This window comes from Streptomyces albofaciens JCM 4342 (assembly GCF_008634025.1).
In the GTDB taxonomy this organism is placed as follows: Bacteria; Actinomycetota; Actinomycetes; order Streptomycetales; family Streptomycetaceae; genus Streptomyces; species Streptomyces albofaciens.
This window is the reverse complement of sequence record NZ_PDCM01000001.1, coordinates 1,789,124-1,810,997: the sequence shown is the minus strand read 5'-3', so window position 1 is coordinate 1,810,997 and position 21,874 is coordinate 1,789,124. Positions and strand designations below refer to the sequence as shown.

Genomic DNA, 21,874 nt, shown 5'->3' with positions numbered 1-21,874 from the left:
CACGGGCGCCCCATGGCCTCCTTACATTGCAGGCATTCCGCCATCCGATCAGCTGTGCGAGGTAGTCGTGACCCTGCCGGACACCGAGACGCTCCTCGCCGCGGCCGGGCTCGTCGCCACCGCCGCGCTCTGGGCCGTGGAGCGGTTCCTGCCGGGCCGCAAGCGCATCGGCTACCGCGTCCAGATGGACACCGCGATCGGCATGAACCCGCGGGACGCGCACAGCCTCGTACAGCTGCGGCTGCTCCGGCGGGACCAGGAGATCACCGACGCCACGCTGGCGCTGCTGCGGTTCGAGAACGACGGCGGCAAGGACATCGTGCGGCAGGACTACCAGGAACCGCTGACGGTCGAGTTCACCGGACGCACGGTCATCGGGGTGGAGGTGCCGGACGCCAATCCGCCGGACCTGGTGGGCATGCTGACCCGCAACGGCGGCGGCCTGCGGCACAGCGGCGGCCGTCTCGTCGTCCCCAAGGTGCCGCTGAACAAGCGCGACCACTTCAACTGCTGGTGCTGCTGTCGGCGGACGAGGGGAGCCGGAGCGGCGACGGGGACATCGACGGTAACCGGCCGGGCGAGGTCGTCGTCGGCGGGTTCATCAGCGGCGGGCGGATCCGCCGCAACACCCAGCGCTGGGGCCCGCGCAAACTGAGCCTCGCCCTGGGAGGCGTGTGCATCATCCTCGTCGGCCTGCTCAGCGGGCTGCTGCTCAACGGGCAGACGGTGGTGGTGAACGCGGAGTGCGCGACGGGGCGGCTGACCGTCGACGGCTCCACGGCCTTCGCGCCGCCGATGCGGGAGATCGCCGATCGGTACGAGGCGCGCTGCCGGGGCGCGGAGATCGACGTGGCTGAGAGCGGCAGCCTGTCCGGGCTGGGGCGGCTGGACAAGGCGGGCAGATCCGCGCCGGACGGCGGACCGGCCTTCCTCGCCGTGTCGGACGTGGCCGCACCGTCCGTCTACCGGAAGCTGGAGGGCCGGCGCGTCGGCGTCGTCCTGCTCGGCCTGGTGGTGCACGAGCGGACCGGCGTCGACAACCTCACCACCGAGCAGCTGCGCGGCATCTACGACGGCCGGTACACCAACTGGAAGCAGCTCGGCGGCAACGACCTGCCGGTCAGCATCGTCGGGCGGGACGCCGCCTCGGGCACCCGCCGGGCGTTCGAGACGACCGTGCTGCGCGGGTCGGAGCCGGGCACGGTGTCGTCGTACGACTGCACCGGCAAGGACCGGGACGCGACGGCGCGCGTCACGCGCTGCGAGGTGAACAGCACCGGCAGCCTGCTGGACACGGTGGGCCGCGTGCCGGGCGCGATCGGATACGCGGAGGTGTACGCGGCGGCCAAGCACCCGCGGGTCATCGGCATCCGGCTGAACGGGCGCGAGCCCGACATCGAGTGGAGTGGACAACGCAACTATCCCTTCTGGACGGTGGAGTACCTCTACACGTACGGGCAGCCCGAGGACGGCTCGCTCGCCGCGAAGTTCCGCGCGTTCATGGACTCCGACACGGCGAAGAACATCCTGCGCAAGTACCGGAACGTGCCCTGCGCCGACCAGTCGGCCGCCCCCGGCTCCGTCTGCCACCCCTGACGGTGGTGGTGAGCCGGTCCCGGCCGCCCAGCACCGCGACGGCACCGTCGGTGTCCGTACGCAGCACCCTGGCGCCCTGGGAGCGCAGCGCCTGGACGGTGAACGGCGCCGGGTGGCCGTACGGGTTGCCCGCACCGCAGCTGATCAGGGCGACGCGCGGCGCCAGGCGGCGTATCAGCTGCGGATCCTGGTAGGCGGAGCCGTGGTGGGCCACCTTCAGTACATCCACGGTGGTCAGCTCGGGGTGCGCGGCCAACAGGGCTTGCTGGGCCACCGGTTCGAGGTCGCCCAGCAGGAGGAACGTCAGGCCGGCGGTGCGCAGCAGCAGCGTGACACTGGCGTCGTTCGGGCCTTCGACCGCACGGGAGGAAGCGCGGGAGAAAGCCGGATCGCCGGGGTCGGTGACGGGCGGCCACAGGACCTGCCAGCTCAGCGGGCCGGCGCTGCGCCGCTCGCCGGGCACGGCAGCGATCAGCGGCACTCCGGCGGCCGCTGCCGTACGGCGTACGAAGGCGGCCTGGCCGGACGGTTCGGGCAGGGTCGTGGTCTCGATGGCGCCGACCGAGCGCCCGCGCAGGGCGCCGGGCAGCCCGCTGACGTGGTCGGCGTGGAAATGCGTGAGGACGAGGAGCGCGATGCGGCGTACGCCCAGGTCGGTCAGGCAGCGGTCGATGGCGGCCGGCTCCGGGCCGGTGTCCACGACCAGGGCCGTCCCCTCCCCCGCGGCGAGCACCAGGCCGTCGCCCTGCCCCACGTCACAGGCCACCGCGCGCCATCCTGGCGGCGGCCAGCCGGTGAGGAGGCGGGTGAGCGGGACCGGCCGCAGGACCGCCACGAGCAGGGCCAGTACGCCGAGGACGCACAGCCAGGGGCGGCGCAGCAGCCGACGGCCCGCCACCACGCCCACCGCCGTGACGGCCACGAGCAGCAGCGCACCGGCCCAGCCGCCCGGCCAGCCCAGTTCGGCACCGGGCAGCGCCGCTCCCGTACGGGCGACGCCGGCGATCCACTCGGTCGGCCAGCCCGCACACCAGGCCAGCGCCTGGGCCAGGGGCAGGGCCATCGGGGCGATCGCCAGCGCCGCGAAACCGAGCACGGTGGCCGGGGCGACGGCCAGTTCGGCCAGCAGGTTGCAGGGCACGGCGACGAGGCCGACGCGGGCGGCGAGCACCACGATGACGGGCGCGCAGACCGCCTGCGCCGCGGCTGCCGCGGCGATCAGCTCGGCGAGGCGCGGCGGCACCCGGCGGCGTTGCAGGGCGGCGGACCAGCGAGGGGCGAGCAGGAGCAGCGCGCCGGTGGCCAGGACGGAGAGCAGGAAGCCGTAGCTCCGGGCGAGCCAGGGATCGTGGAGCACGAGCACCAGGACCGCGGCGGCGAGCGCGGGGACGAGCGAGCGGCGGCGTCCGGTGCCGATCGCGAGCAGCGTGATCAGGCCGCAGGCGGCGGCCCGGAGGACGCTGGGGTCGGGGCGGCAGACGATGACGAAGGCGAGCGCGATCGAGCCGCCGACGAGGGCGGTGGTGCGCAGCGAGAGGCCCAGGAGAGGTGCCAGGCCACGGCGTTCGGCCCGTACGGAGAGGTGGGGCGGGCCGATGAGCAGGACGAGCAGGATGGTCAGGTTGCTCCCGGAGACGGCGAGCAGGTGGGTCAGGTCGGTGGCGCGGAAGGCATCGTCGAGGTCGGGCGGGACACGCGAGGTGTCGCCGACCACCAGGCCCGGAAGGAGCGCGCGGGCATCGGGGCTCAGGCCGTCGGTGGCCGCGCGGAGGCCGGCCCGGAGGTCACCGGCGAAGCGCTGCAAGGCGTCGGGCGCGCGCACGACATGGGGGCCGGGGCCAGCGGTCAGCCGTAGGACGGCGGCAACGCTGTCGGACGCCTGGAGGGGCGTACTGGCGCGGGCCGCGACGCGGAGGCGAGTCGACGGCAGGAGGCGCTGCCAGGCGGAGAGCTGCTTCGTGCGCTGCACGACGACCAGGACGGGCGTGCGGGTGGTGGTGACCGCGCCGTCCGCCGCGGTGACGCGGAGCGCGTCGGCGGTGAACACCACCGAGGGAGGCGCCTGTTGGGCACCGCGCACCCGTGGCCGGGTCAGCCGCGGGTCACCGGTCACTTCCACCTCGGCCGTGACCGGGGCGTACCGGCGTGCCAGCTCGGGCAGCGGCCCGCGCCGTACGTCCGCCGCGTGCAGTGCGGCGGACGCGGCTCCGGCGACCGCGCTCAGCAGAATCGCGGCCAGGGCGACCAGCGCCCCGGCGGCCCGCCGGTCCGGCCGCCGGACCGCGCAGAACACCACAAGCCCCGCCGCCACCACCGCCGCCACACAGGCCGCCGCGACCACGCCACCGGACCACCCCAGCGCCAACGCCGCCGCACCCCAGGCCGCGAGCGCGGGCCCCACCAGGCGAAGATCGACACCGTCATCCTCCGGACGAGGATCCGAGGCACCGTACGGGGAGGCCGCGGTGGCGTGGACGGGGGTGCGGTCGGGGCGGTGGGCGTGGTGTTGGTGGTCGGTGACGGCCTCGGGGTCGGAATCGGGGCCAGGGCCGGGAGGCGGCAGGGGTGGCGTAACGCGGTCGGTCGTCATGGCTGGACCAGGGAACGCAGGTCGGCGAAGCGGCGGTCACCGATGCCGTTCACGTCGCGGAGCTGTTCCACGGAGGTGAAGCCGCCGTGTGCCGTGCGGTATTCGATGATGTGCCGCGCCAGGACGGGACCGACTCCGGGAAGGGCGTCGAGCTGTTCCACGGTCGCGGAGTTGAGGCTGATGGGGGCGGCTCCGGCACCCGTACCACCCGTACCACCCGTACCGACGGAGGCCCCGGCGCTGCCGGACGACGCGCCGCCGGTCGCACCGGCTCCGGACGCCGACGAGCCGGCCCCCGCGCCCGAGGTCGGGCCGAGGCCGGTGCCCTGCCCCACTGCCCCCGGCCCGGCTCCCGGCACGTCCACGGCGATCTGCTCGCCGTCGATCAGCAGTCGCGCCCGGTTCAGCCCGCGGATGTTCGCGCCGTCCAGCACGCCACCCGCCGCCCGCAGCGCGTCGGCGACCCGGGACCCGGAAGGCAGCCGGTGGATGCCGGGCCGGTGCACCTTTCCGACGACATCGACCACGAGCAGCCGTCCCGTGGCGGCCGGTGGCACACCGGCCGGGGTCGGTGCCGCCGCCTGTGACTGCGGCGCCGGAACCGGGGTCGGCGCCGGCGTGGCATGCGCGGCCGGAGCCCGTACAGGCTGGGGCCGGTCCGCCCAGAAGTGGTGCACCGCGAAGGCCACCGCCACCAGGAGCACCACGACCAGGGCGGCCAACGCTCTCGGATCGGTCGCGCATCTCAACTGCACCCATAGCGGCAGTCGTTCCTGGACGGCGAGGCGTAGACGGGCGGTGTACCCGGGGCGATCGGGGTGGGCCAGGTGGGCGTCTGGCGCGCGCTCCCGGGGCGGCGGGCCCGCTGTCGGATCGTCGCCCGCCGCAGCCTCAGGGTGCGCGGGACGGCCCGGTGGACCAGCCTGGCGATCCGATGGACCCATCTGGTGATCCGGTGGCTCCGCCTGGCGATCCGGTGGCCCCGCCTGGCGATTCAATGACCCCGCCCGCCGACCCGGTGGCCCCGCCCGCCGATCCGGCTCCGGCGGCCCCCGGAACAGCGCCTCGGCCCGTGCGCGTACCACCGCCGCGGTCTCCGCGCGCCGGGCCGACCTGCCCCGTACCGTCATACGCGCCGCTCGACGGCGGAGCGGACGGTCCGGCAGTGGCCCAGGAGCGATTCCCGAGCCGAAGTCCGGGTCGAGCCCGGCGTTACGGTCAGCGGCCGGAGACAGTGCGGAATCAAGCCGCTGATCGGTGTCGAGACCGGAATCGGGGCCGGGCGGCCGGAGGCCGGAATCAACGTCGGGAGCGGTGGCAGACCCGGTGGCAGACCCGGCAGGACTGGTTGCGGAGAGTGATTGCTGCGTCATGTCCACTGACGTTAGACGGCTCGCGGCGTTCCTGCCGCGAGCCGTCAAGTTCCGTGGATAACTTGGGGGTTGTGGATAACTGCGTCACCCGGGGGACCGTTTCGGCGATCGTGCCCCTCGCGGTGCCACTACCCGGCCGCGGGCCTGAGCAATCACGCTGCGTGACAACCCTCTCAGCGCGGCGAAACCACAACCCCCAGCAGCCCCGGGCCCGTATGCGCTCCGATTACCGCGCCCACCTCGCTCACGTGGAGTTCCGCGAGGCCGGGTACCCGTTCTCGCAGGCGTTCGGCCAGGGCGTCCGAGCGGTCGGGGGCCGCCAGGTGGTGTACGGCGATGTCCACCTGGCCCTCGCCCGCCCGTTCCACGGCGATCTCCTCCAGCCTGGCGATCGCCTTCGAGGCCGTGCGGACCTTCTCCAGGAGATCGATCCGCCCCTCGGCGAGCTGGAGCAGTGGCTTGACCGCGAGCGCCGAGCCCAGCAGTGCCTGCGCGGCGCCGATCCGGCCGCCCCGGCGCAGGTAGTCGAGGGTGTCCACGTAGAAGTACGCGGACGTCTGTTCGGCGCGCTTCTCGGCCGCGGCGACCGCCTCGTCCAGGCTCCCGCCGGACTCCGCCGCCTCGGCCGCCGCCAGGGCGCAGAAGCCGAGCGCCATGGCCACCATGCCGGTGTCCACGACCCGTACCGGCACCGGAGCCTCCGCGGCCGCCAGCACCGCCGCGTCGTACGTACCGGAGAACTCCGAGGACAGATGCAGGGAAACGATGCTCTGCGCCCCCGCCTTGGCGATCTCCCGGTAGGTGGCGGCGAACGCCTCGGGGCTGGGCCGCGAGGTCGTCACGTACCGGCGCTTCTGGAGGGCCTGGGCGACCGATCTCGCCGAGATCTCGGTACCCTCCTCCAGGGCCTCGTCCCCGAGGACGACGGTGAGCGGTACCGCCGTGATGGCGTGGCGTTGCAGTGCCGCCCGCGGCAGGTAGGCCGTTGAATCGGTGACGATCGCGACATGGCGGGACATGACTGGGAGGTTATCCGGGTCTCCCGGCCCCCGACAGTGCGGGCCCTTTCATGATCCCTCAGGCTTGGCCAGAGATTTGCCAAGGGTCACCGGCGCGCGTGTCACCGGGCGGCCACTAGGGGCCCGATACGGGCCCACTACGGGCCCGGGCAGCGCGTCCGGTACGGGCCCGGGCAGCGCGGCGACTCCCCGGAATCAGGTCGTCCGTTCCGTGCGCGGCGCCTTCTGCCAGGGATAAGCGGGCTGCGTACGCGGGTCACGGGCCGTGATGGCAGGGGTCTCGTCCTCCACGGGCTCCCACGACTTCCGCCCGGCCGCGGCGCCAGAAGCAGTAGCAGAAGCGCCGGTCCCGTCCGCGGCGCCGCGCGCCGTACCCGGCTCTTCCCCGGACGCCTTGATGCGGTCCTCCAGCGGCTCCTTCGTCCAGTGCCGCAGCGCCCCGGCCTCCATGTCGATCTGCTCGTTCAGCGCGGCCAGATCGTCGTCCGCGAACTGCCGGGCCCGGTCCCGGGCGGCCCACCGCAGCGACTCGGCGGAGTGCGTGATGCGCTCCAGCCGCTCGCGCAGCTCCGGCAGCCGGGCCGCGACGCTGCCGCGGTCGGGCTCCCGCTCCAGCCGCTTCAGCTCGTCGTCGAGCTCGTGACCGTGGGCGCTGAGCCGCTCGAACAGCCCCAGGGCCTCCTTCAGCGAGGCATCCTCCGCGGCGCCGGCGTGCAGCACGTCCTGGGTGGCCCGCATGGACGTACGCAGCGACAGCCGCAGCTGCGCCAGCTCCCCGGCCACGCCCGGCTGGGTGAGCTGGCGCGCCCTGAGCGTGGTGTCCTCGACCGTCCGGCGCGCCTGGGCCATGCCGCGGTCCACACCGCGCTTGGCCGCCTGCACGGCCTTGACCGTGACGAAGACACCGGCCGCCACGAACAGTACGAAGAGGAGACCGACGATCGCGATGACGGCTTCCATGGGTTCTCCTCGTCATGACAGCGGCAGGGTGACGGTGGCGCCGGGGCCCGGCTCTTCCACCGTAAACGCCACGGGCAGGCCGGAGGTTCCCTTCGAACCCCCAACCTGCCCGTAGTGGTCATCCCTTAGCCGCACCCGCAACGGGCCCGGCGGACCGGAACCAGCCACCGCCCGCGACGGGCCCGGCCGCCGGAACCAGCCACCGCCCACGGCGAGACCGGCACCCGGAACCAGCCACCACCCGCAGCGCGCCCGGCACCCCGGCCCCCCGGAACAGCGCCTTACGCAGGAACGATGTTCACCAGCTTCGGCGCCCGTACGATCACCTTGCGGATGCCCGCGCCGCCCAGCGCCGCCACGACCGCCGGGTCCGCCAGCGCCGCCGCCTCCAGGTCCGCGTCCGTGATCGACGGCGAGACCTCCAGGCGGGCCTTGACCTTGCCCTTGACCTGGACGACGCAGGTCACGGTCTCGTCGACCACGTACGCCGGGTCGGCGACCGGAAAGTCCTGGTGGACCACCGAGTCGGTGTGGCCCAGCTTGCGCCACAGCTCCTCGGCGATGTGCGGTGCCAGCGGCGCGACCAGCAGGACCAGGCGCTCGGCCACCGAGCGCGCGACCGGGCCGCCCGTCTTCGTCAGGTGGTTGTTCAGCTCCGTCACCTTGGCGATGGCGGTGTTGAAGCGCAGATTGGCCAGGTCCTGGCCGACGCCGTCGATCGCCTTGTGCAGGGCGCGCAGCGTGTCCTCGTCCGGCTCGGCGTCGACGACGGTGGCCTCGCCGGTCGCCTCGTCCACCACGTTGCGCCACAGGCGCTGCAGCAGGCGGTACTGGCCGACCACGGCGCGGGTGTCCCACGGCCGCGAGACGTCCAGCGGGCCCATCGCCATCTCGTACAGGCGCAGCGTGTCCGCGCCGTACTCCGCGCAGATCTCGTCCGGCGTGACGGCGTTCTTCAGGGACTTGCCCATCTTGCCCAGGACACGGCTGACCTTTTCGCCCTGGTAGTAGTACGCGCCGTCGCGCTCCTCCACCTCGGCGGCGGGTACGGCGATGCCGCGGCTGTCCCGGTAGACGAACGCCTGGATCATGCCCTGGTTGTACAGCTTGTGGAAGGGCTCCGAGGAGGCGATGTGCCCCAGGTCGTGCAGCACCTTGGACCAGAAGCGGGCGTACAGCAGGTGCAGCACCGCGTGCTCCTGGCCGCCCACGTACAGGTCGACGCCACCGGTCGGCTGCCCCTCGCGGGGGCCCATCCAGTACTGCTCGATCTCCGGGTCGACCAGCGCGGTGTCGTTGCGCGGGTCGGTGTAGCGCATCTCGTACCAGCAGGAACCCGCCCAGTTGGGCATGGTGTTGGTCTCGCGGCGGTACTTCTTCGGGCCGTCGCCCAGGTCCAGCTCCACGTTGACCCAGTCCTCGTTGCGGGACAGCGGGGTCTCGGGCTGGGTGTCGGCATCGTCCGGGTCGAAGGTGCGCGGCGAGTAGTCGTCGACCTCGGGCAGCTCCAGCGGCAGCATCGACTCGGGCAGCGCGTGCGCCACGCCGTCCTCGTCGTAGACGATCGGGAACGGCTCGCCCCAGTAGCGCTGCCGGCTGAACAGCCAGTCGCGCAGCCGGAAGTTGACGGTGCCCTCGCCGATGCCGTTGGCCGCCAGCCACTCGGTGATCTTCACCTTGGCGTCCGGGACGGTCAGGCCGTCCAGCGAGATGTCCGCGCCCGAGATGTCCGCACCGGACGAGTTGATGATCTTCGCTTCGTGCGAGTCGAAGGCGTCGTCCCAGGTGGCGGGGTCCTGGCTGCGGCCGTCCGACGGCTCGACCACACAGCGCATGGGCAGCTCGAAGGCGCGCGCGAAGGCGAAGTCACGGCTGTCGTGCGCCGGGACGGCCATGATCGCGCCGGTGCCGTAGCCCATCAGCACGTAGTCGGCGATGAAGACCGGGACGCGCTCGCCGCTGACCGGGTTGGTCGCGTACGCGCCGGTGAAGACGCCGGTCTTGTCCTTGGCCTCGGCCTGCCGCTCGACGTCCGACTTGGCCGCGGCCTGCTTGCGGTACGCGGCGACCGCCTCGGCCGGGGTGCCGTAACCGCCGGTCCACGCCTCGCGGGTGCCCTCCGGCCAGGCGTCCGGGACGATCGAACGCTCGCCGGAGACCAGCTCGTGCTCGGGCGCCAGCACCATGTAGGTGGCGCCGAACAGGGTGTCCTGGCGGGTGGTGAAGATGGTGATCTTGTCGTCACCGACCGGGAAGTCCACGCGCGCGCCCTCGGACCGGCCGATCCAGTTGCGCTGCTGCAGCTTGATCGCCTCGGGCCAGTCCAGCCCGTCCAGGTCCTCCAGCAGGCGGTCACCGTAGGCGGTGATGCGCATGTTCCACTGGCGCAGCTTGGCCTTGAAGACCGGGAAGTTGCCGCGCTCGGACCGGCCCTCGGCGGTGACCTCCTCGTTGGCCAGGACGGTGCCCAGGCCGGGGCACCAGTTGACCGGCGCGTCCGAGGCGTACGCCAGGCGGTACTCGCCCAGCACCTCGGCGCGCTCGGCGGCGCTCAGTGCACTCCAGGGGCGCCCGTCCGGCGTCGCGCGCTCGCCGGCCTCGAACTGCGCCACCAGGTCGGCGATGGGACGCGCCTTCTTCGCGTCGGCGTCGTACCAGGAGTTGAAGATCTGGATGAAGATCCACTGGGTCCACTTGTAGTAGGCCGGGTCGATCGTCTCGACCGACCGGCGCAGGTCGTGGCCCAGCCCCAGCCGGCGCAGCTGGCGCCGCATGTTGACGATGTTGGCCTTGGTGGAGACCCGGGGGTGGGTGCCGGTCTGCACGGCGTACTGCTCGGCGGGCAGCCCGAAGGCGTCGAAGCCCAGCGTGTGCAGCACGTTGTGGCCGGTCATCCGCAGGTGGCGGGCGTAGACGTCGGTGGCGATGAAGCCCAGCGGGTGGCCCACGTGCAGCCCCGCCCCCGAGGGGTACGGGAACATGTCCATGATGAACTTCTTGGGCTTGGCCACCAGCTCCGGGTCGCCCGCCAGATCGCCCTTCGGGTTCGGGGCCTCGTACGTCCCCTCCGCCTCCCAGAAGTCCTGCCAGCGCTCCTCGATGTCGGCGGCCAGCGCTGCCGTGTAACGGTGCGGCGCTGCCACCTCGGCAGCCGAAGTCGTCTCGCTCATCGTCCTCAAAGCTCCATCGGTCGTCTCTGCCTGCGGCTACTGCGCGAAGTGCGAATTTTGCGGAAACAAAAAGACCCCTCGCACAGGAGGGGACGCCGCGCCGATGCCGACCGGAAGCTCACCGGTCGGTACTGATCAGCGCGGCCCGCTAAGCAGAAGGTGTACCGCACGCATGGCGCCAGGGTACCGCAGGGGGCACCGGGCCCGCTGAAAGCTTCCGGCGGATGGCCGGACGGAGGGGAGAGGAGAGGAGGGGAGGGAAGCGACGGGGTGACCGCGGGCCGCAGGACAGCCGACAGCCACGTACGAGGTCGAAAGGTTCGAACGGTCCTGCTCGGAGCGGTTCCCGGGAAGGTTCGGACAGTCCTGCTCGGAGCAGTCCCGGGGAAGGTGCACGACGGTACGGCCTACGCGGGCCTCTCCGGCCAGCCCGCCAGGACGCCTCCGGCCAGCCCGCCCGAACCTCTCCGGCCAGCCCGCCCGGGCCCCTCCGGCCACCCATCGGGCCCCTCCGGCCCCCTGCCTGGAGCCTTCGCCCGAGCCCAACGCCTCGGCTCCTTGGCTCCCCGGCTCCTAGGCTCCTCAGCTCCCCCGAAGCCTGCCCCGAGGGCCCCTCGAAGGACCTGAAGGACCTGAACGACCTCGAAGGCCTTTCGAACAATCCCGACGACCGACCGTAGCAGCGCACCGCCCCGCGCTACCCCGCTTATGCAAAGCCCGCCACCCCGGCCCGGGCCCCGCCTAGCTTTCCCCCATGCGCCCCCACCGCAAGCGCCGCGCCGCCTCCGGCCCGCGTTTCCCCGGCTTATCCCGGCCCGGCCTGTCCCTGCCCCGTCTCCATACAGCGGGCCCGCTCCGGCCGCCCTTCGGGCTTCACCGCCCAGGGCCCCGGGGCGGCCCACGCCCCGCCGCCTCGCCAGACACGCTTACGGTCCAGGCCCCACGCCGTCCCCGCGCGCGCCGCCGCCCCGCGCTCATCGCCGGAGCCGCCGCCGCTCTGGCGCTCCTCCTGCTTTCCGGTACCGACCCTCTGCGCGCCTTCCTCGACTTCACCGGCGGCGTACTGGCCCTCGTGTCCCTCACGGCCGCCGTCGTCTGGGGACTGGTCGCAGCAGGCCGTACGGTCCTGCTGCCGCGCAGCCGGCTCCTCGCCCAGGGGGTGCACCGGGCCCTCGGCACCGCCTCCCTCGGCTTCCTGCTTCTGCACATCGCGGTCAAGGTCGCCGAAGAGCACGCCTACGTAAGCAACGCGCTGCTGCCCTTCACGCAGACGCCGGCGCCCGAAGCCACCACGCTGATCGGCTTCGGCGCCGTGGCGGGCTACCTGATGGTGCTGACCGCCGCGACCGGCGCGCTCCGCAGCGCCTTCGCCGGCCGCGGCCGCGCCTCGGAACGCTGGCGCGCCCTGCACGCCTGCGCGTATCCGGCCTGGTGCCTGGCGCTCGTGCACGGCCTGAAGGCGGGCCGCAGCCCCTCGGGCTGGGTCACCACCGGGTACGCGCTGTGCCTGGCAGCCGTCGCCGCTGCCCTCCTGGCGCGCGCCTTCCTCCCCCACGTCCTACGGGTGCGCCTGCGCGCCCGTAGTACCGCCCCACCGACGGAGGCACAGCCGCCACCACAGTCGCCGCTACCGCCCCCGTCGTCGCCCACGACACTTCCAGAGTCCCCTTACCCGCCGCCCCCACCACCCTCTGAATCCGCACCCCCACCACCCCCGCCATACCCAACAGCCACACCTTCCCCTTCCCTTCCCCCTCCCCTTGCCCCTGCCCCCTACGAGCAGCACGCCTTCCCCTCCGAGCCCACCCAGTTCCCCCGCCCCGCCTCCCACGGCCGGAGCCGCCCATGAGCGGCCCGCTGCCCGACGTCCCGCCCGTCTTCGCCCTCGGCCCGGCCCGGCTGACCGCGGGCCTCGACCAGGCCGAACGGCTGGACCGCCGCGCGCACCTGCTCGTCCACGGCTCGCCGCCGTCGCTGACCGTCGACCGGCTGGCCGAGCTGGCGGACGCCATCGCGCTGCGCGGCCGCGGCGGCGCGGGCTTCCCGCTCGTACGGAAACTGACGGCGGTCACCCACCACGCGCGGCGCACCGGCGTGCGGCCCGCGGTCGTCGTCAACGGCTGCGAGGGGGAGCCGGCCTGCCGCAAGGACACCGTCCTGCTGTGCCGCGCGCCCCACCTGGTTCTGGACGGCGCGCTGCTCGCCGCCGAGGCGCTCGGCGCCCGCACCCTGGTGGTCGGTGTGACCAAGGACGCGGCCGAGCGGTCGGTACGGGACGCGCTGGCCGAGCGCGGGCTGCGCGACCGCCGGCGCGGGCGGTCACCGCGCGCCCGGCTCGCACGGGTACCGGAGCGGCTGGTCTCCGGCGAGGCGTCCGCGCTGATCCGGGCCGCGGAGGGCGGACCGGCGCTGCCGCCGGGGCGGCGCGTACGGGCCGCGGAGTCGGGGCTCGGCGGCGTGCCGACGCTCTTCTCCAACGCCGAGACGTTCGCCCAACTCGCCGTGGCGGCCCGGCTCGGCGCGCACCGGTACGCCTCGACAGGCGCGCCCCGCGAACCCGGCACCCTGCTCCTGACCGTGTCCGGCGCGGTGCCCTCCCCCGCCGTCGTCGAGACGCCGAGCGGGGTGCCGCTCCCCTACGTCCTCCAGACGTGCGCCGCCGATCCGGCCCCCGGGGGCGTCCTGGTGGGCGGCTACCACGGTGCCTGGCTGGACGCCGCGACCGCGTACGGAACAGTCGTCACCCGCGAAGCGCTCGCGGCCGGCGGTGGCGCGCTTGGCGCGGGCGCGGTGCTACCGGTGCCCGCCGACACCTGCCCGCTGGGCGAGGCTCTGCTCGTAGCGCGCTGGCTGGCGGCGGAGTCATCGGGCCAGTGCGGCCCCTGCCGCCTGGGCCTGCCCACGATGGCCGGAGCACTGGTGGACGTTCTGGCGGGCGGCGGCCAGGAGGCCCTGGAAGCCGTACGGCGCGCCGCGCAGACCGTGGACGGGCGTGGCGCGTGCAAACACCCCGATGGCGCCGCGCGATTCGTACTCTCCGCGTTGGCCGCCTTCCCCGACGATCTCGCCGCGCATGTCCTGGGCGGCGGATGCGGCCGCGAAACGCACGGCGTACTGCCCCTGCCTGCTCCGGAACCGGCGAACGCGGCCGACGGTACGGGATCCGGGACCGCGGATCCGACGGCCGCCGCGGGCCGGCTCGCCGTGGACTGGACACTGTGCGAGGGCCACGGACTGTGCGCGCGGCTGCTTCCCGAGGCCGTGAGCCTCGACCCGGACGGCTACCCGCTGATCACGGACACCGCCCTCCCCGCCCGCCTCCACCCGCACGCCCAGCGAGCCGTCCGCCGCTGCCCCGCCCTCGCCCTGCGCCTGGAGAAGCCCTGAGCCACCGGGAACGTTCGGCAACGCCTCGCCGTGATCACCAGGCTGCCGACGACATACCGCTCGGCCACCTGCCCCTTTTCGCCGCACCGCTCTCACCGAGTCACCCGCCTTCGGAGTCGCGGCACCGAGACGGCCTCGCACACGGAACTCCAGGCCATCAGCGCCCTGTTGCTGCGCCCGGACGGGTGCATCGCCCGGGCCGGCACGCCGAAGGGGGCAGCCCGCAGGTATCACTGACGGAGGCACTGCGGCGGCGGTCCGACAACCACCGTGTAGTCCCGAGAGTCCGTACAGTCCCGCCCCGGCCCGCCCTGCGCCCCGTCACGACAGGACAGCCCGTACGGAATCCCGTACGCGTGCCCGCAGCCAGGTGTGGGCCGGGTCGGCGTCGTCGCGGGGGTGCCAGGCCAGGGACAGCTCCACCGGGGGCAGTCCCAGCGGCAGTTCCCTGGTGACCAAGCCGAGTGCCTCGACGCTGCGCCGGTACTGGCGCCACGGGATGAGCCCCACCACGTCATGGCGGTTGACCAGGAGCAGCAGGGTGGCGGCGAAGGTCGGCGCGGACACGGTGATGCGCCGGCCGAGCCCCAGTGCGGCCAGCGCTTCGTCGAGCGGGCCGGACAGGCGGCCGCGCCGGGACGTGACGATGTGCCGGGCGTCGGCCACCCGTTCGGCCGTCAGCTCGTCTTGGGCGAGGGCGTGGTCCGGGCGCATGACCAGGACGTGGTGATCCGTCGCCAGTGCTTCGGTGCGCACCTCCGGCGCGGCCGGGCCCAGTACGCCCATTTCGAGGTCGGTGCTTCCTTCCCGCAACCCGGAGTGGTCCCCGGGCGGTTCCGCGAGGAAACGCAGGGTCACTCCGGGTGCTTCGTTCTCCACGCAGGAGACGAGGTGATCGCCGACCGAGGTGACCATCGCGTCGTTGGCGGTCACGGTGTAGGTGCGTTCCAGCGTTTTCAGGTCCGGTTCCCCTGCCGGCGCCAGCACCGTCCGGACCCGCCGTACCAGCTCGCGTACTTCGCTCCGCATCGCCACGGCGCGCGGTGTCGGCTGCATGGCGTGCCCGGCCCGTACGAGCACGGGATCGCCGACCGCCTTGCGTATGCGTCCCAGCGTGCGGCTCATGGCGGGCTCGGACACGTGCAGCCGCTCGGCCGCGGCGGTGACCGAGCACTCGTCCAGCAGGACGTCGAGCGCCACCAAGAGGTTGAGATCCAGCTTTGCATGCACGAGACGCATTTTATTTATCACTTGGCTGCATTTGAAGTTATTCCGCTGCGTTCCTACGGTCGTTCGCACCAGCAGCGAGAAAGGAAGGACATGACCGCGCGCAGCACAGCAACAGTCCCTGGCCACAGGCAAGTTGGAGGATCCGGTGACCACGGCACCGGCCGGGCGGGAGGACAGGCGCCCGGCAGCACGGACCGGAGCAACACCCCACGCCTGATGAATGCCGCCGTCATGACCGTCCAGGCCATGGTGTCCGGCGTCAATCTGGCTTTGCCCCAGCTCTCCGCCAGTGCGCTGCACCCGTCGGCGACCCAGACCGTGTGGATCGTGGACCTGTACGTCCTCGTCTTCGCCGCCCTCCTCATACCGGCCGGTGCGCTGGGCGACCGCTGGGGACGCAAGCCCGTACTCATCACCGGACTGGGCGTCTTCGCACTGGGCTGCCTGGGCTGCGCGCTGGCACCCGATGTTCTCGTCCTGCTGGCGTGCCGCGCGGTCTCCGGCCTGGGCGCCGCGCTGGTCATGCCCGCCACACTCGCCCTGTCCCTCGCGGTGACGCCGCCCGCCCAGCGCGGCAAGGCGGTCGGCGCCTGGTCGGGAGCCACGGGTCTGGGCGGCATGCTGGGCAACGTCGTGGCCGGCGGCACCCTCCAGTTCTTCTCCTGGCCGGTGTTCTTCGCGCTCTTCGTCCCGGTCGCCGTCGTGCTCGCGGTACTGGCGGCCCGGTACGCGCCCGCCACCGGGCGGCATGCCGCCCGCCTCGACCCGGTCGGCACCGGGCTGCTCGTCGTCACGCTCACCGCCCTGCTGTTCGGCCTCGTCGAGGGGCGGGAGATGGGCTGGTCCTCGGTGCCCGTACTCACCGGCTTCGCTGTCACCCTGCTCGCAGGTGCGGCCTTCGTCGCCCATGCGCTGCGCGCCGAGGCCCCCTTGGTCGACCCGCGCCTGTTCCGGCTGTCCGCCGTCCGCACCGGGACACTCGGTGTGGCGGCCGCCTTCCTCGGCATGTTCAGCCTCTTCTACCTCAATGCCCAGTACCTGCAGTACGCCAAGGGCTTCAGCGCCCTCGCCACCGGCCTCGCGATCCTGCCACAGGGCCTGTGCATGAAGTTCGTCTCGCCGCGGGCGGCCCGGCTGGCCGGGCGGTGGGGGGCGCGCCAGGTCGTGGCCCTCGGCATGGCTTTCATCGTCGCCGGGCTCCTGCTGCTGTCCCTGGCAACCGCGCGTACCCCGTACTGGATTTACGTCATCGACCTGCTCGTCATGGCGTGCGGCATGGGACTCGCCACCCCGCCGCTGTCCAGCGGAATCGTGGGAGCGCTGCCGAAGAGCCGGAGCGGTGTGGGATCCGCGCTGAACAGCACCGCGCGCGAACTCGGCAGCGCCATCGGTGTCGCGGTGGTCGGCACGGTCCTGACCGCCGGGTTCACCGCCCGGCTGGCGGCCCCCGTCGCGCCCCACGCCCACTCGGTCTCGGACGCGATGGCGGCGGCGGAGCGCCTGGGCGCCGCCCAGCACGCCGCCACGGTCACGGCGTTCACCGATGCCATGGCCCTCGGCTACCGGGTCGTCGCGGTGATCGTCGCCGTGGCCGCGGTGGCCGTACTGCTCAGCAGGCGCGGCGGCGCCTCGGGCAGCGCCGGAGACGATGGCGCCCGCCCGGCCACCGGTGACGCGCCGCGGGACGAGCGGGAGACCGCGTGAACGTCACGGAACACGATCACGTACCCGTGAACCGGAACACACCCGCTCACGCGGACGCCAGAGGCGGAGCGGCACCCGCACATGGCGAACGGGACCTGGGCCGTGCGGTTACGGTCGGAGTCCTGCCGGCGGCCGTCGTGTGCGGCACGCTGGCCACCGGTGGCCTGAAGCTGCCAGGACCCTCCTTACCTCACCGACGCCCGGACCCGCGCTCACACTGTGATCCGCGCCCAGAACGAGGGATGCAACGGCACCCTCCGAGGCCACCGCATCGACACCGGCCGGCCCACCATCGCCGATCACGCCGACCCCAGCCCGCCGGACGCCCCCACTCCAAGCATCGTGACGAAGCACATACCGAGTACTTTTGCGCAGCTACGTCACACCCAGAATGATGACCGCTTCCCACTTCCCGCGTGATCGTTCCCCAACCGTCCGCCACTCGCCCCTGGCGTGCGCTCCCCATCGGCCCCTTCCCGTGCCATCTCGGTGACACCACGGGCCCACACCCCCTGGCCGTGCCGAGATCGTCAGCATCTAAACGGATCGCGCGCTGGCGCACCTGGCTCCAAAGAGCTTCAACGGCGGGGGCCACCGATCGAAGGTGAGGCCGGTGTCGGTGAGGTGGCCCTTGAAGAACCACGGCGGTACAGGCTGCGCTTGAGGTGGGTGCACACGAGTGCGGCGAGATCGCCGAGCCCGTGTTCGGCGATGTTCGCCAGCGACCTTTTCACACTGGGCCAGGCGCCCTCGACTGGGTCGAGCTCGGGCGCTCAGGGCGGGAGCCCCACGGCCGTCGGCCAGTCGCGGACGGCAATGAACTGCTGGAGGTCCGGCTGCGGTGGGTGTTGAGAGCATCCCAGACCGCGACAAGGGAGCCGCCGAGCTGCTGGTGGGTGGTATCGGGGCAGGCATGGCCGGATTTGGCGAAGCCCTTAGAGGCTTCTTTCAGTCCGCGGTCGATGACAAACGGTAGTTCAGCTGGGGAGCGGTGTCCGGGTTTGATGGCGATCAGCACAACCATCGATACCGGCGGATGTCGGCCGCGGTGACAGGGGCCCTTGGGCGGCCCCAGGTGCGGCTCTTGGGTGGCCTCAGCACCTGGTCTGCCTCATTTTCGAGGCAGACCAGGTCCCCAGGTCGCCCGCTGTCCTTTCATCGCCAGCCAGTCCTCGTCGCGCAAGGTGGCGATGCGGCCCTCGTCGCGTTCCGGAACTCGCTGGGTCGGCACCAGTGCGCACCTTCCCAGCCGGGGCCAGCAAATCTGAGGATTCCGACCCCCGATGAAGCGGCAGTGTAATTTTCGCCCATTCCGCGAAAGCAGCTGCCCCACACTACCCGCGCAGGACAACACGCGCCGAATTCCGGCTCACGACTCAAGCCTGGATGCAGATATGCCGTACGAACATCGCCAACTAATACTGCGACCTGGAACCAACTTCACAGGGAGACTGCCACGACAAAGAACATCGATTACCGAACAATCGTATCTAAACTCCGTACGACTAATGCGGCACCAATTCATCCAATCGTCCACGCAGCATCCCCCACCGGAGGAGCGTCACGAATGGACCATCGGGTGCGATCAGCCTCTGGATCCCAATACGGAACAGCTCCGTTGTAATACAGCGCATAAGCCCAATGTTCAGGCAATTCATGAAAAATCAAGTCGTCTTCTTCTTCAAAGGATTGCCCCCTCCACTCATAATTAATGCGCGCCACCGCTTCCGCCATTGAGATGCCGAAAAGCCCCGTCATCTCTTCGGCGATCTCGTCGAGATAATCCTGAACATCCCGCGTGGCCGTCATCAAATATTTCGACATCTACAGTATCCCTTGAAGTCCTCGATTGAGCACAGCTGCCGCTTCAGGAGAGAAGACGGCCCTGCCGGTATGAGTGGACGGTGGCCCTGGATGCGAAGACGTCGGCGGCCATCGACGCCTACACGCCGCGCACGGTGCCGACGTGCTGGCCGGTGGTTGGGCCGCTGGTCATGCTGAGCGCCCTGGCGCGGCTCGCGGTGTGAGCGGAGGGGCGCGGGATCACCCGGGAACCGGCCGCCTGGCTGCGGGAGGAGACGATCAACGCGTTCGTGCTGACCGGCTGCGTGGGCCTGAAGCCGCGCACGCTGCGGACCTACCGCAGTCGGCTGCGCCGGGTGCAAGAAGCGCTCACCTGGGCCCAGGAGGGGCGTGAGACGTCCGTTCGGCTGTCGGCTCCGGCCGCCCCGGCCCCGCCCTTCAAGAACAGTGAGATCGCCGCGCTTCGAGCCTGGGCGCAGCGCCAGCGGCCCCCCGTACGACGGGACGCGCTGGCGCTGATGGCCCTGGGTGCCGGCATGGGACTGACCCCGGGCGAGGCCGCCCGCACCCACGGGACGGATCTGCGGCGTACCCGCTCGGTGGCCTGCGCGCTCGACAACGAGGTGTTCGGACGGCCGCTGGTGGCCCGCGCCGACTGGGAGGATGTCCCGGCGGAGCTGGCCGAACTCGCGCAGAGCGACTCCCTGTTCCGCCCCGGCCACAAGGCCCCGCCCCCGGACAACCTGATCGCCTCCTGGACCTGGGGAGCACCGGCCCGAAGGACGTCTGCCGGGCCTGAGCGCCCGGCGTCTGCGGACCAGCTGGATCGTCGCACTGATGTGCCGCCGGATCGACACCGCAGTGATCGCAGCAGCGGCCGGGCTGGCCTCGACCGCCTCCCTGGCCCGCTAACAGCACTTCGTGCCCCCGCTCAGCAAACAGGAGACAGCCCGCCTGCTGCGAGGAATCCCGTGAGGGCCCCGCCGCCCACGCGCCCGGCCGCCCGCAAAAACCGGCCGCGGCCGATGACCGAGGCACCGGCGCGGATCCCCGACTCGAAGGTGTTCCAGCTGGCCGCGCTGCTGGACCACTCCGGCGCCCTGGCACTGCTCGATGCGGAGCTGGTCGGTCACTCCGGCCCCGGGGCCTGCCGGTCAGGGCGGTGCTGACCAGTCTGCTGCTCAAGCCCGCCGGACGCTCCCCACCCCAAACACCGTGACGAAGCACACACCGCAATCCACACGGACCATCGCGCGAGATCGCTCCGGCCCCACAGCCCCACCACCACGCGCTCCGCGGCATCACCCATGGCCGACGGCCGCCGCCAAGATCCCCAGGGCTGCTACTCATCCCTGGCCAGACCCCAGGGCACGCTCTCAAACCAGAAGATCCCGCCCGATCGAGTCGATCGGACGGGATCCCGTGTACCGAACCTGAGAGCCCGAGAGGTCTCAAGGAAGGTCCTGCTGTGGAGCTAAGGAGAATTGAACTCCTGACCTCCTGCATGCCATGCAGGCGCTCTACCAACTGAGCTATAGCCCCTTGCTTGGTCCGCCGCGGTTTTCCTTCCGGCTCCCCGCTGCGGCATCGCCTACATTACACGGACCTCCCCGCCTTCTGCCAAATCGGTTGTCCGCGGCCCTCTCGGAGCGGCTCGATGTACTGTCGGCGGGCCGTGCCCGATTCGTCCTGGGGAGCCGTACGCCGTGTCCGCGCTGGAGCTGGAACGGTCCGCCGCACCCGGCGGCCGTACCCCGCTGAGGGATTTCGCCCGCCACCGCCCGCTGCTGGTGGCGGCCGTGGGCTGTGTGATCTCCTTCGCCGCCTTCTGGATCGTGCAGCGGCTGGCGCACGTGACGATGATCGACCTGATGGTCTACCGCGCCGAGGGCTGGACCGCCCGCAACGGCGAGGACCTCTACGACATGGTCGCGACCTCCGCGAATCTGCCCAACACCTACCCGCCGTTCGCGGCGCTGGTGTTCACGCCGCTGACGCTGGTCGGCGTACCGGAGATGCGCACCCTCGCCACCCTCGGCAACCTCCTGCTGCTGGTGGCGGCCGTGCACCTCGCTCTGCGCCTCGCCGGCCGTCCCCGGCGCATGCCCCCGCTCGCCGCGGCGCTCGCCGTGGCCGCGCTGCTGGTCTGGTGCGAGCCGGTGTGGACCACGCTGCGCTACGGGCAGATCAACCTGCTGCTCGCCGTGCTGGTGCTGTGGGACCTGACCCGCAAGGACACCAACCGGTGGGCCGGTGTCGGCATCGGTCTGGCGGCGGGCATCAAGCTCACGCCGGCCCTGTTCGCCGTCTTCCTCGCGCTGGCCGGGCTGGTACGGGGCTGGCAGCGGCTGCGGGCGGGCGCGGGTCCGCGGGGCGCGTGGAACCCCTGGCTGCGGCAGGCCGTCGTGGCCTGCCTCACCTTCCTGGGCACCGCCCTGCTGTCCGCGCTCGTGCTGCCGCACGACTCCCGGCGCTTCTGGACGGAGATCATCTTTGCCGCCGACCGGGTCGGCGAGGTGGAGATCACCGCCAACCAGTCGCTGCGCGGCGTGCTGGCCCGGCTGCTGCACACCCACGACCCGGGCCTGTGGTGGCTGGTGGCCGCGGCCGCCGTCGCCGTCCTCGGGCTGGCCCTCGCGGTCGGCGCGCTGCTGCGCGGCCGCCGCGCCTGGGCGGCCGTCGCCTGTGCGGTGACCGCCCTGCTGGTCAGCCCGATCTCCTGGTCGCACCACTGGGTGTGGGGCGTGCCGATGCTGGTCCTGCTCGGCTCGGAGGCGATGGCCCGCGGCGGCTTCGGCAGCCGCAGCGGCAAGCGGTGGTGGGCGGGAACGCTCGCGATGGGCCTCCTCTTCTGCTCGTACGCGCTCTGGTTCGTGCCGCACCGCTACCACCACCACGAGGAACTCCACCAGAACGGCGGCCAGATGCTGCTGTCCGGGATCTACCCGGTCGCCGGGCTGGTCTTCCTGGCCCTGACCGCCGTACTGCTGCGGCGGGACCGCGCCGGGCGGGACCGTACAGCCCGGTAGGGTTCCCGATCCG

Annotated in this window: 15 protein-coding genes and 1 tRNA gene; 8 read left to right on the top strand and 8 right to left on the bottom strand. The window is 72.3% G+C overall.

Annotation, left to right across the window (positions count from 1 at the left end; all coding sequences use genetic code 11):
* Positions 1-67 precede the first annotated feature (67 nt).
* Both CP973_RS40755 and CP973_RS08215 read left to right on the top strand, forming a co-directional pair.
* Positions 68-655, top strand: coding sequence for a hypothetical protein (locus CP973_RS40755; protein ID WP_244409326.1), 588 nt, complete (start codon positions 68-70; stop codon positions 653-655).
* 140 nt (positions 656-795) lie between these two features.
* Complete coding sequence (locus CP973_RS08215; RefSeq protein WP_244409784.1) at positions 796-1,596, top strand: substrate-binding domain-containing protein; 801 nt, start codon at positions 796-798, stop codon at positions 1,594-1,596.
* On the opposite strand, the gene CP973_RS08210 is transcribed toward CP973_RS08215, so the two are convergent.
* The 5 genes from CP973_RS08210 to leuS form a co-directional block, all read right to left on the bottom strand.
* Entirely contained in the window at positions 1,499-4,186 is a 2,688-nt protein-coding gene (locus tag CP973_RS08210; RefSeq protein ID WP_150238894.1) for a ComEC/Rec2 family competence protein, read from the bottom strand. The genes CP973_RS08215 and CP973_RS08210 overlap by 98 nt on opposite strands.
* Complete coding sequence (locus tag CP973_RS40365; protein ID WP_244409325.1) at positions 4,183-4,908, bottom strand: ComEA family DNA-binding protein; 726 nt, start codon at positions 4,906-4,908, stop codon at positions 4,183-4,185. Before CP973_RS40365 ends, CP973_RS08210 begins: the two co-directional genes overlap by 4 nt.
* 824 nt (positions 4,909-5,732) lie before the next feature.
* A complete protein-coding gene (locus tag CP973_RS08200; RefSeq protein ID WP_150238892.1) occupies positions 5,733-6,578 on the bottom strand; it encodes a DegV family protein in 846 nt (281 codons plus the stop codon).
* A 195-nt stretch (positions 6,579-6,773) separates the two neighbouring features.
* Positions 6,774-7,538 carry a hypothetical protein gene (locus tag CP973_RS08195; RefSeq protein ID WP_150238890.1) on the bottom strand — a complete coding sequence of 255 codons (765 nt, stop codon included), beginning with the start codon at positions 7,536-7,538 and terminating at the stop codon, positions 6,774-6,776.
* Between the two features lie 281 nt (positions 7,539-7,819).
* Positions 7,820-10,708 carry a leucine--tRNA ligase gene (leuS, locus tag CP973_RS08190; protein ID WP_150238888.1) on the bottom strand — a complete coding sequence of 963 codons (2,889 nt, stop codon included), beginning with the start codon at positions 10,706-10,708 and terminating at the stop codon, positions 7,820-7,822.
* A 1,072-nt stretch (positions 10,709-11,780) separates the two neighbouring features.
* Between leuS and CP973_RS39905 the strand changes: the two genes are divergently transcribed.
* Both CP973_RS39905 and CP973_RS08180 read left to right on the top strand, forming a co-directional pair.
* On the top strand, positions 11,781-12,557 hold the full coding sequence (locus tag CP973_RS39905; RefSeq protein WP_167538288.1) for a ferric reductase-like transmembrane domain-containing protein: 777 nt from the start codon (positions 11,781-11,783) through the stop codon (positions 12,555-12,557).
* The gene (locus CP973_RS08180; RefSeq protein ID WP_150238887.1) at positions 12,554-14,095 is read left to right on the top strand and encodes an NADH-quinone oxidoreductase subunit NuoF family protein; all 1,542 of its coding nucleotides are present in this window, start codon (positions 12,554-12,556) and stop codon (positions 14,093-14,095) included. The genes CP973_RS39905 and CP973_RS08180 overlap by 4 nt, the downstream gene beginning before the upstream one ends.
* A gap of 321 nt (positions 14,096-14,416) precedes the next feature.
* On the opposite strand, the gene CP973_RS08175 is transcribed toward CP973_RS08180, so the two are convergent.
* The gene (locus tag CP973_RS08175; protein ID WP_150238885.1) at positions 14,417-15,334 is read right to left on the bottom strand and encodes a LysR family transcriptional regulator; all 918 of its coding nucleotides are present in this window, start codon (positions 15,332-15,334) and stop codon (positions 14,417-14,419) included.
* 207 nt (positions 15,335-15,541) lie between these two features.
* Here CP973_RS08175 and CP973_RS08170 point away from each other — a divergent pair, with 207 nt between their 5' ends.
* Complete coding sequence (locus CP973_RS08170) at positions 15,542-17,029, top strand: MFS transporter (protein ID WP_150238884.1); 1,488 nt, start codon at positions 15,542-15,544, stop codon at positions 17,027-17,029.
* A 1,521-nt stretch (positions 17,030-18,550) separates the two neighbouring features.
* Here CP973_RS08170 and CP973_RS08165 read toward each other — a convergent pair.
* Complete coding sequence (locus CP973_RS08165) at positions 18,551-18,853, bottom strand: hypothetical protein (protein WP_150238882.1); 303 nt, start codon at positions 18,851-18,853, stop codon at positions 18,551-18,553.
* A gap of 80 nt (positions 18,854-18,933) precedes the next feature.
* Between CP973_RS08165 and CP973_RS41370 the strand changes: the two genes are divergently transcribed.
* Together CP973_RS41370 and CP973_RS08160 are read left to right on the top strand one after the other, a co-directional pair.
* Positions 18,934-19,056: a hypothetical protein gene (locus tag CP973_RS41370; RefSeq protein ID WP_280118999.1), complete on the top strand. Its 123-nt coding sequence runs from the start codon at positions 18,934-18,936 to the stop codon at positions 19,054-19,056.
* Positions 19,057-19,122: 66 nt separating this feature from the next.
* Positions 19,123-20,001, top strand: coding sequence for a hypothetical protein (locus CP973_RS08160; protein WP_150238880.1), 879 nt, complete (start codon positions 19,123-19,125; stop codon positions 19,999-20,001).
* A gap of 300 nt (positions 20,002-20,301) precedes the next feature.
* Here the strand turns inward: CP973_RS08160 and CP973_RS08155 are convergent.
* Positions 20,302-20,374 (bottom strand) — tRNA-Ala (locus tag CP973_RS08155).
* 164 nt (positions 20,375-20,538) lie between these two features.
* On the opposite strand from CP973_RS08155, the gene CP973_RS08150 reads away from it, so the two are divergent.
* Entirely contained in the window at positions 20,539-21,861 is a 1,323-nt protein-coding gene (locus tag CP973_RS08150) for a glycosyltransferase 87 family protein (RefSeq protein WP_150238879.1), read from the top strand.
* Positions 21,862-21,874: the final 13 nt, after the last annotated feature.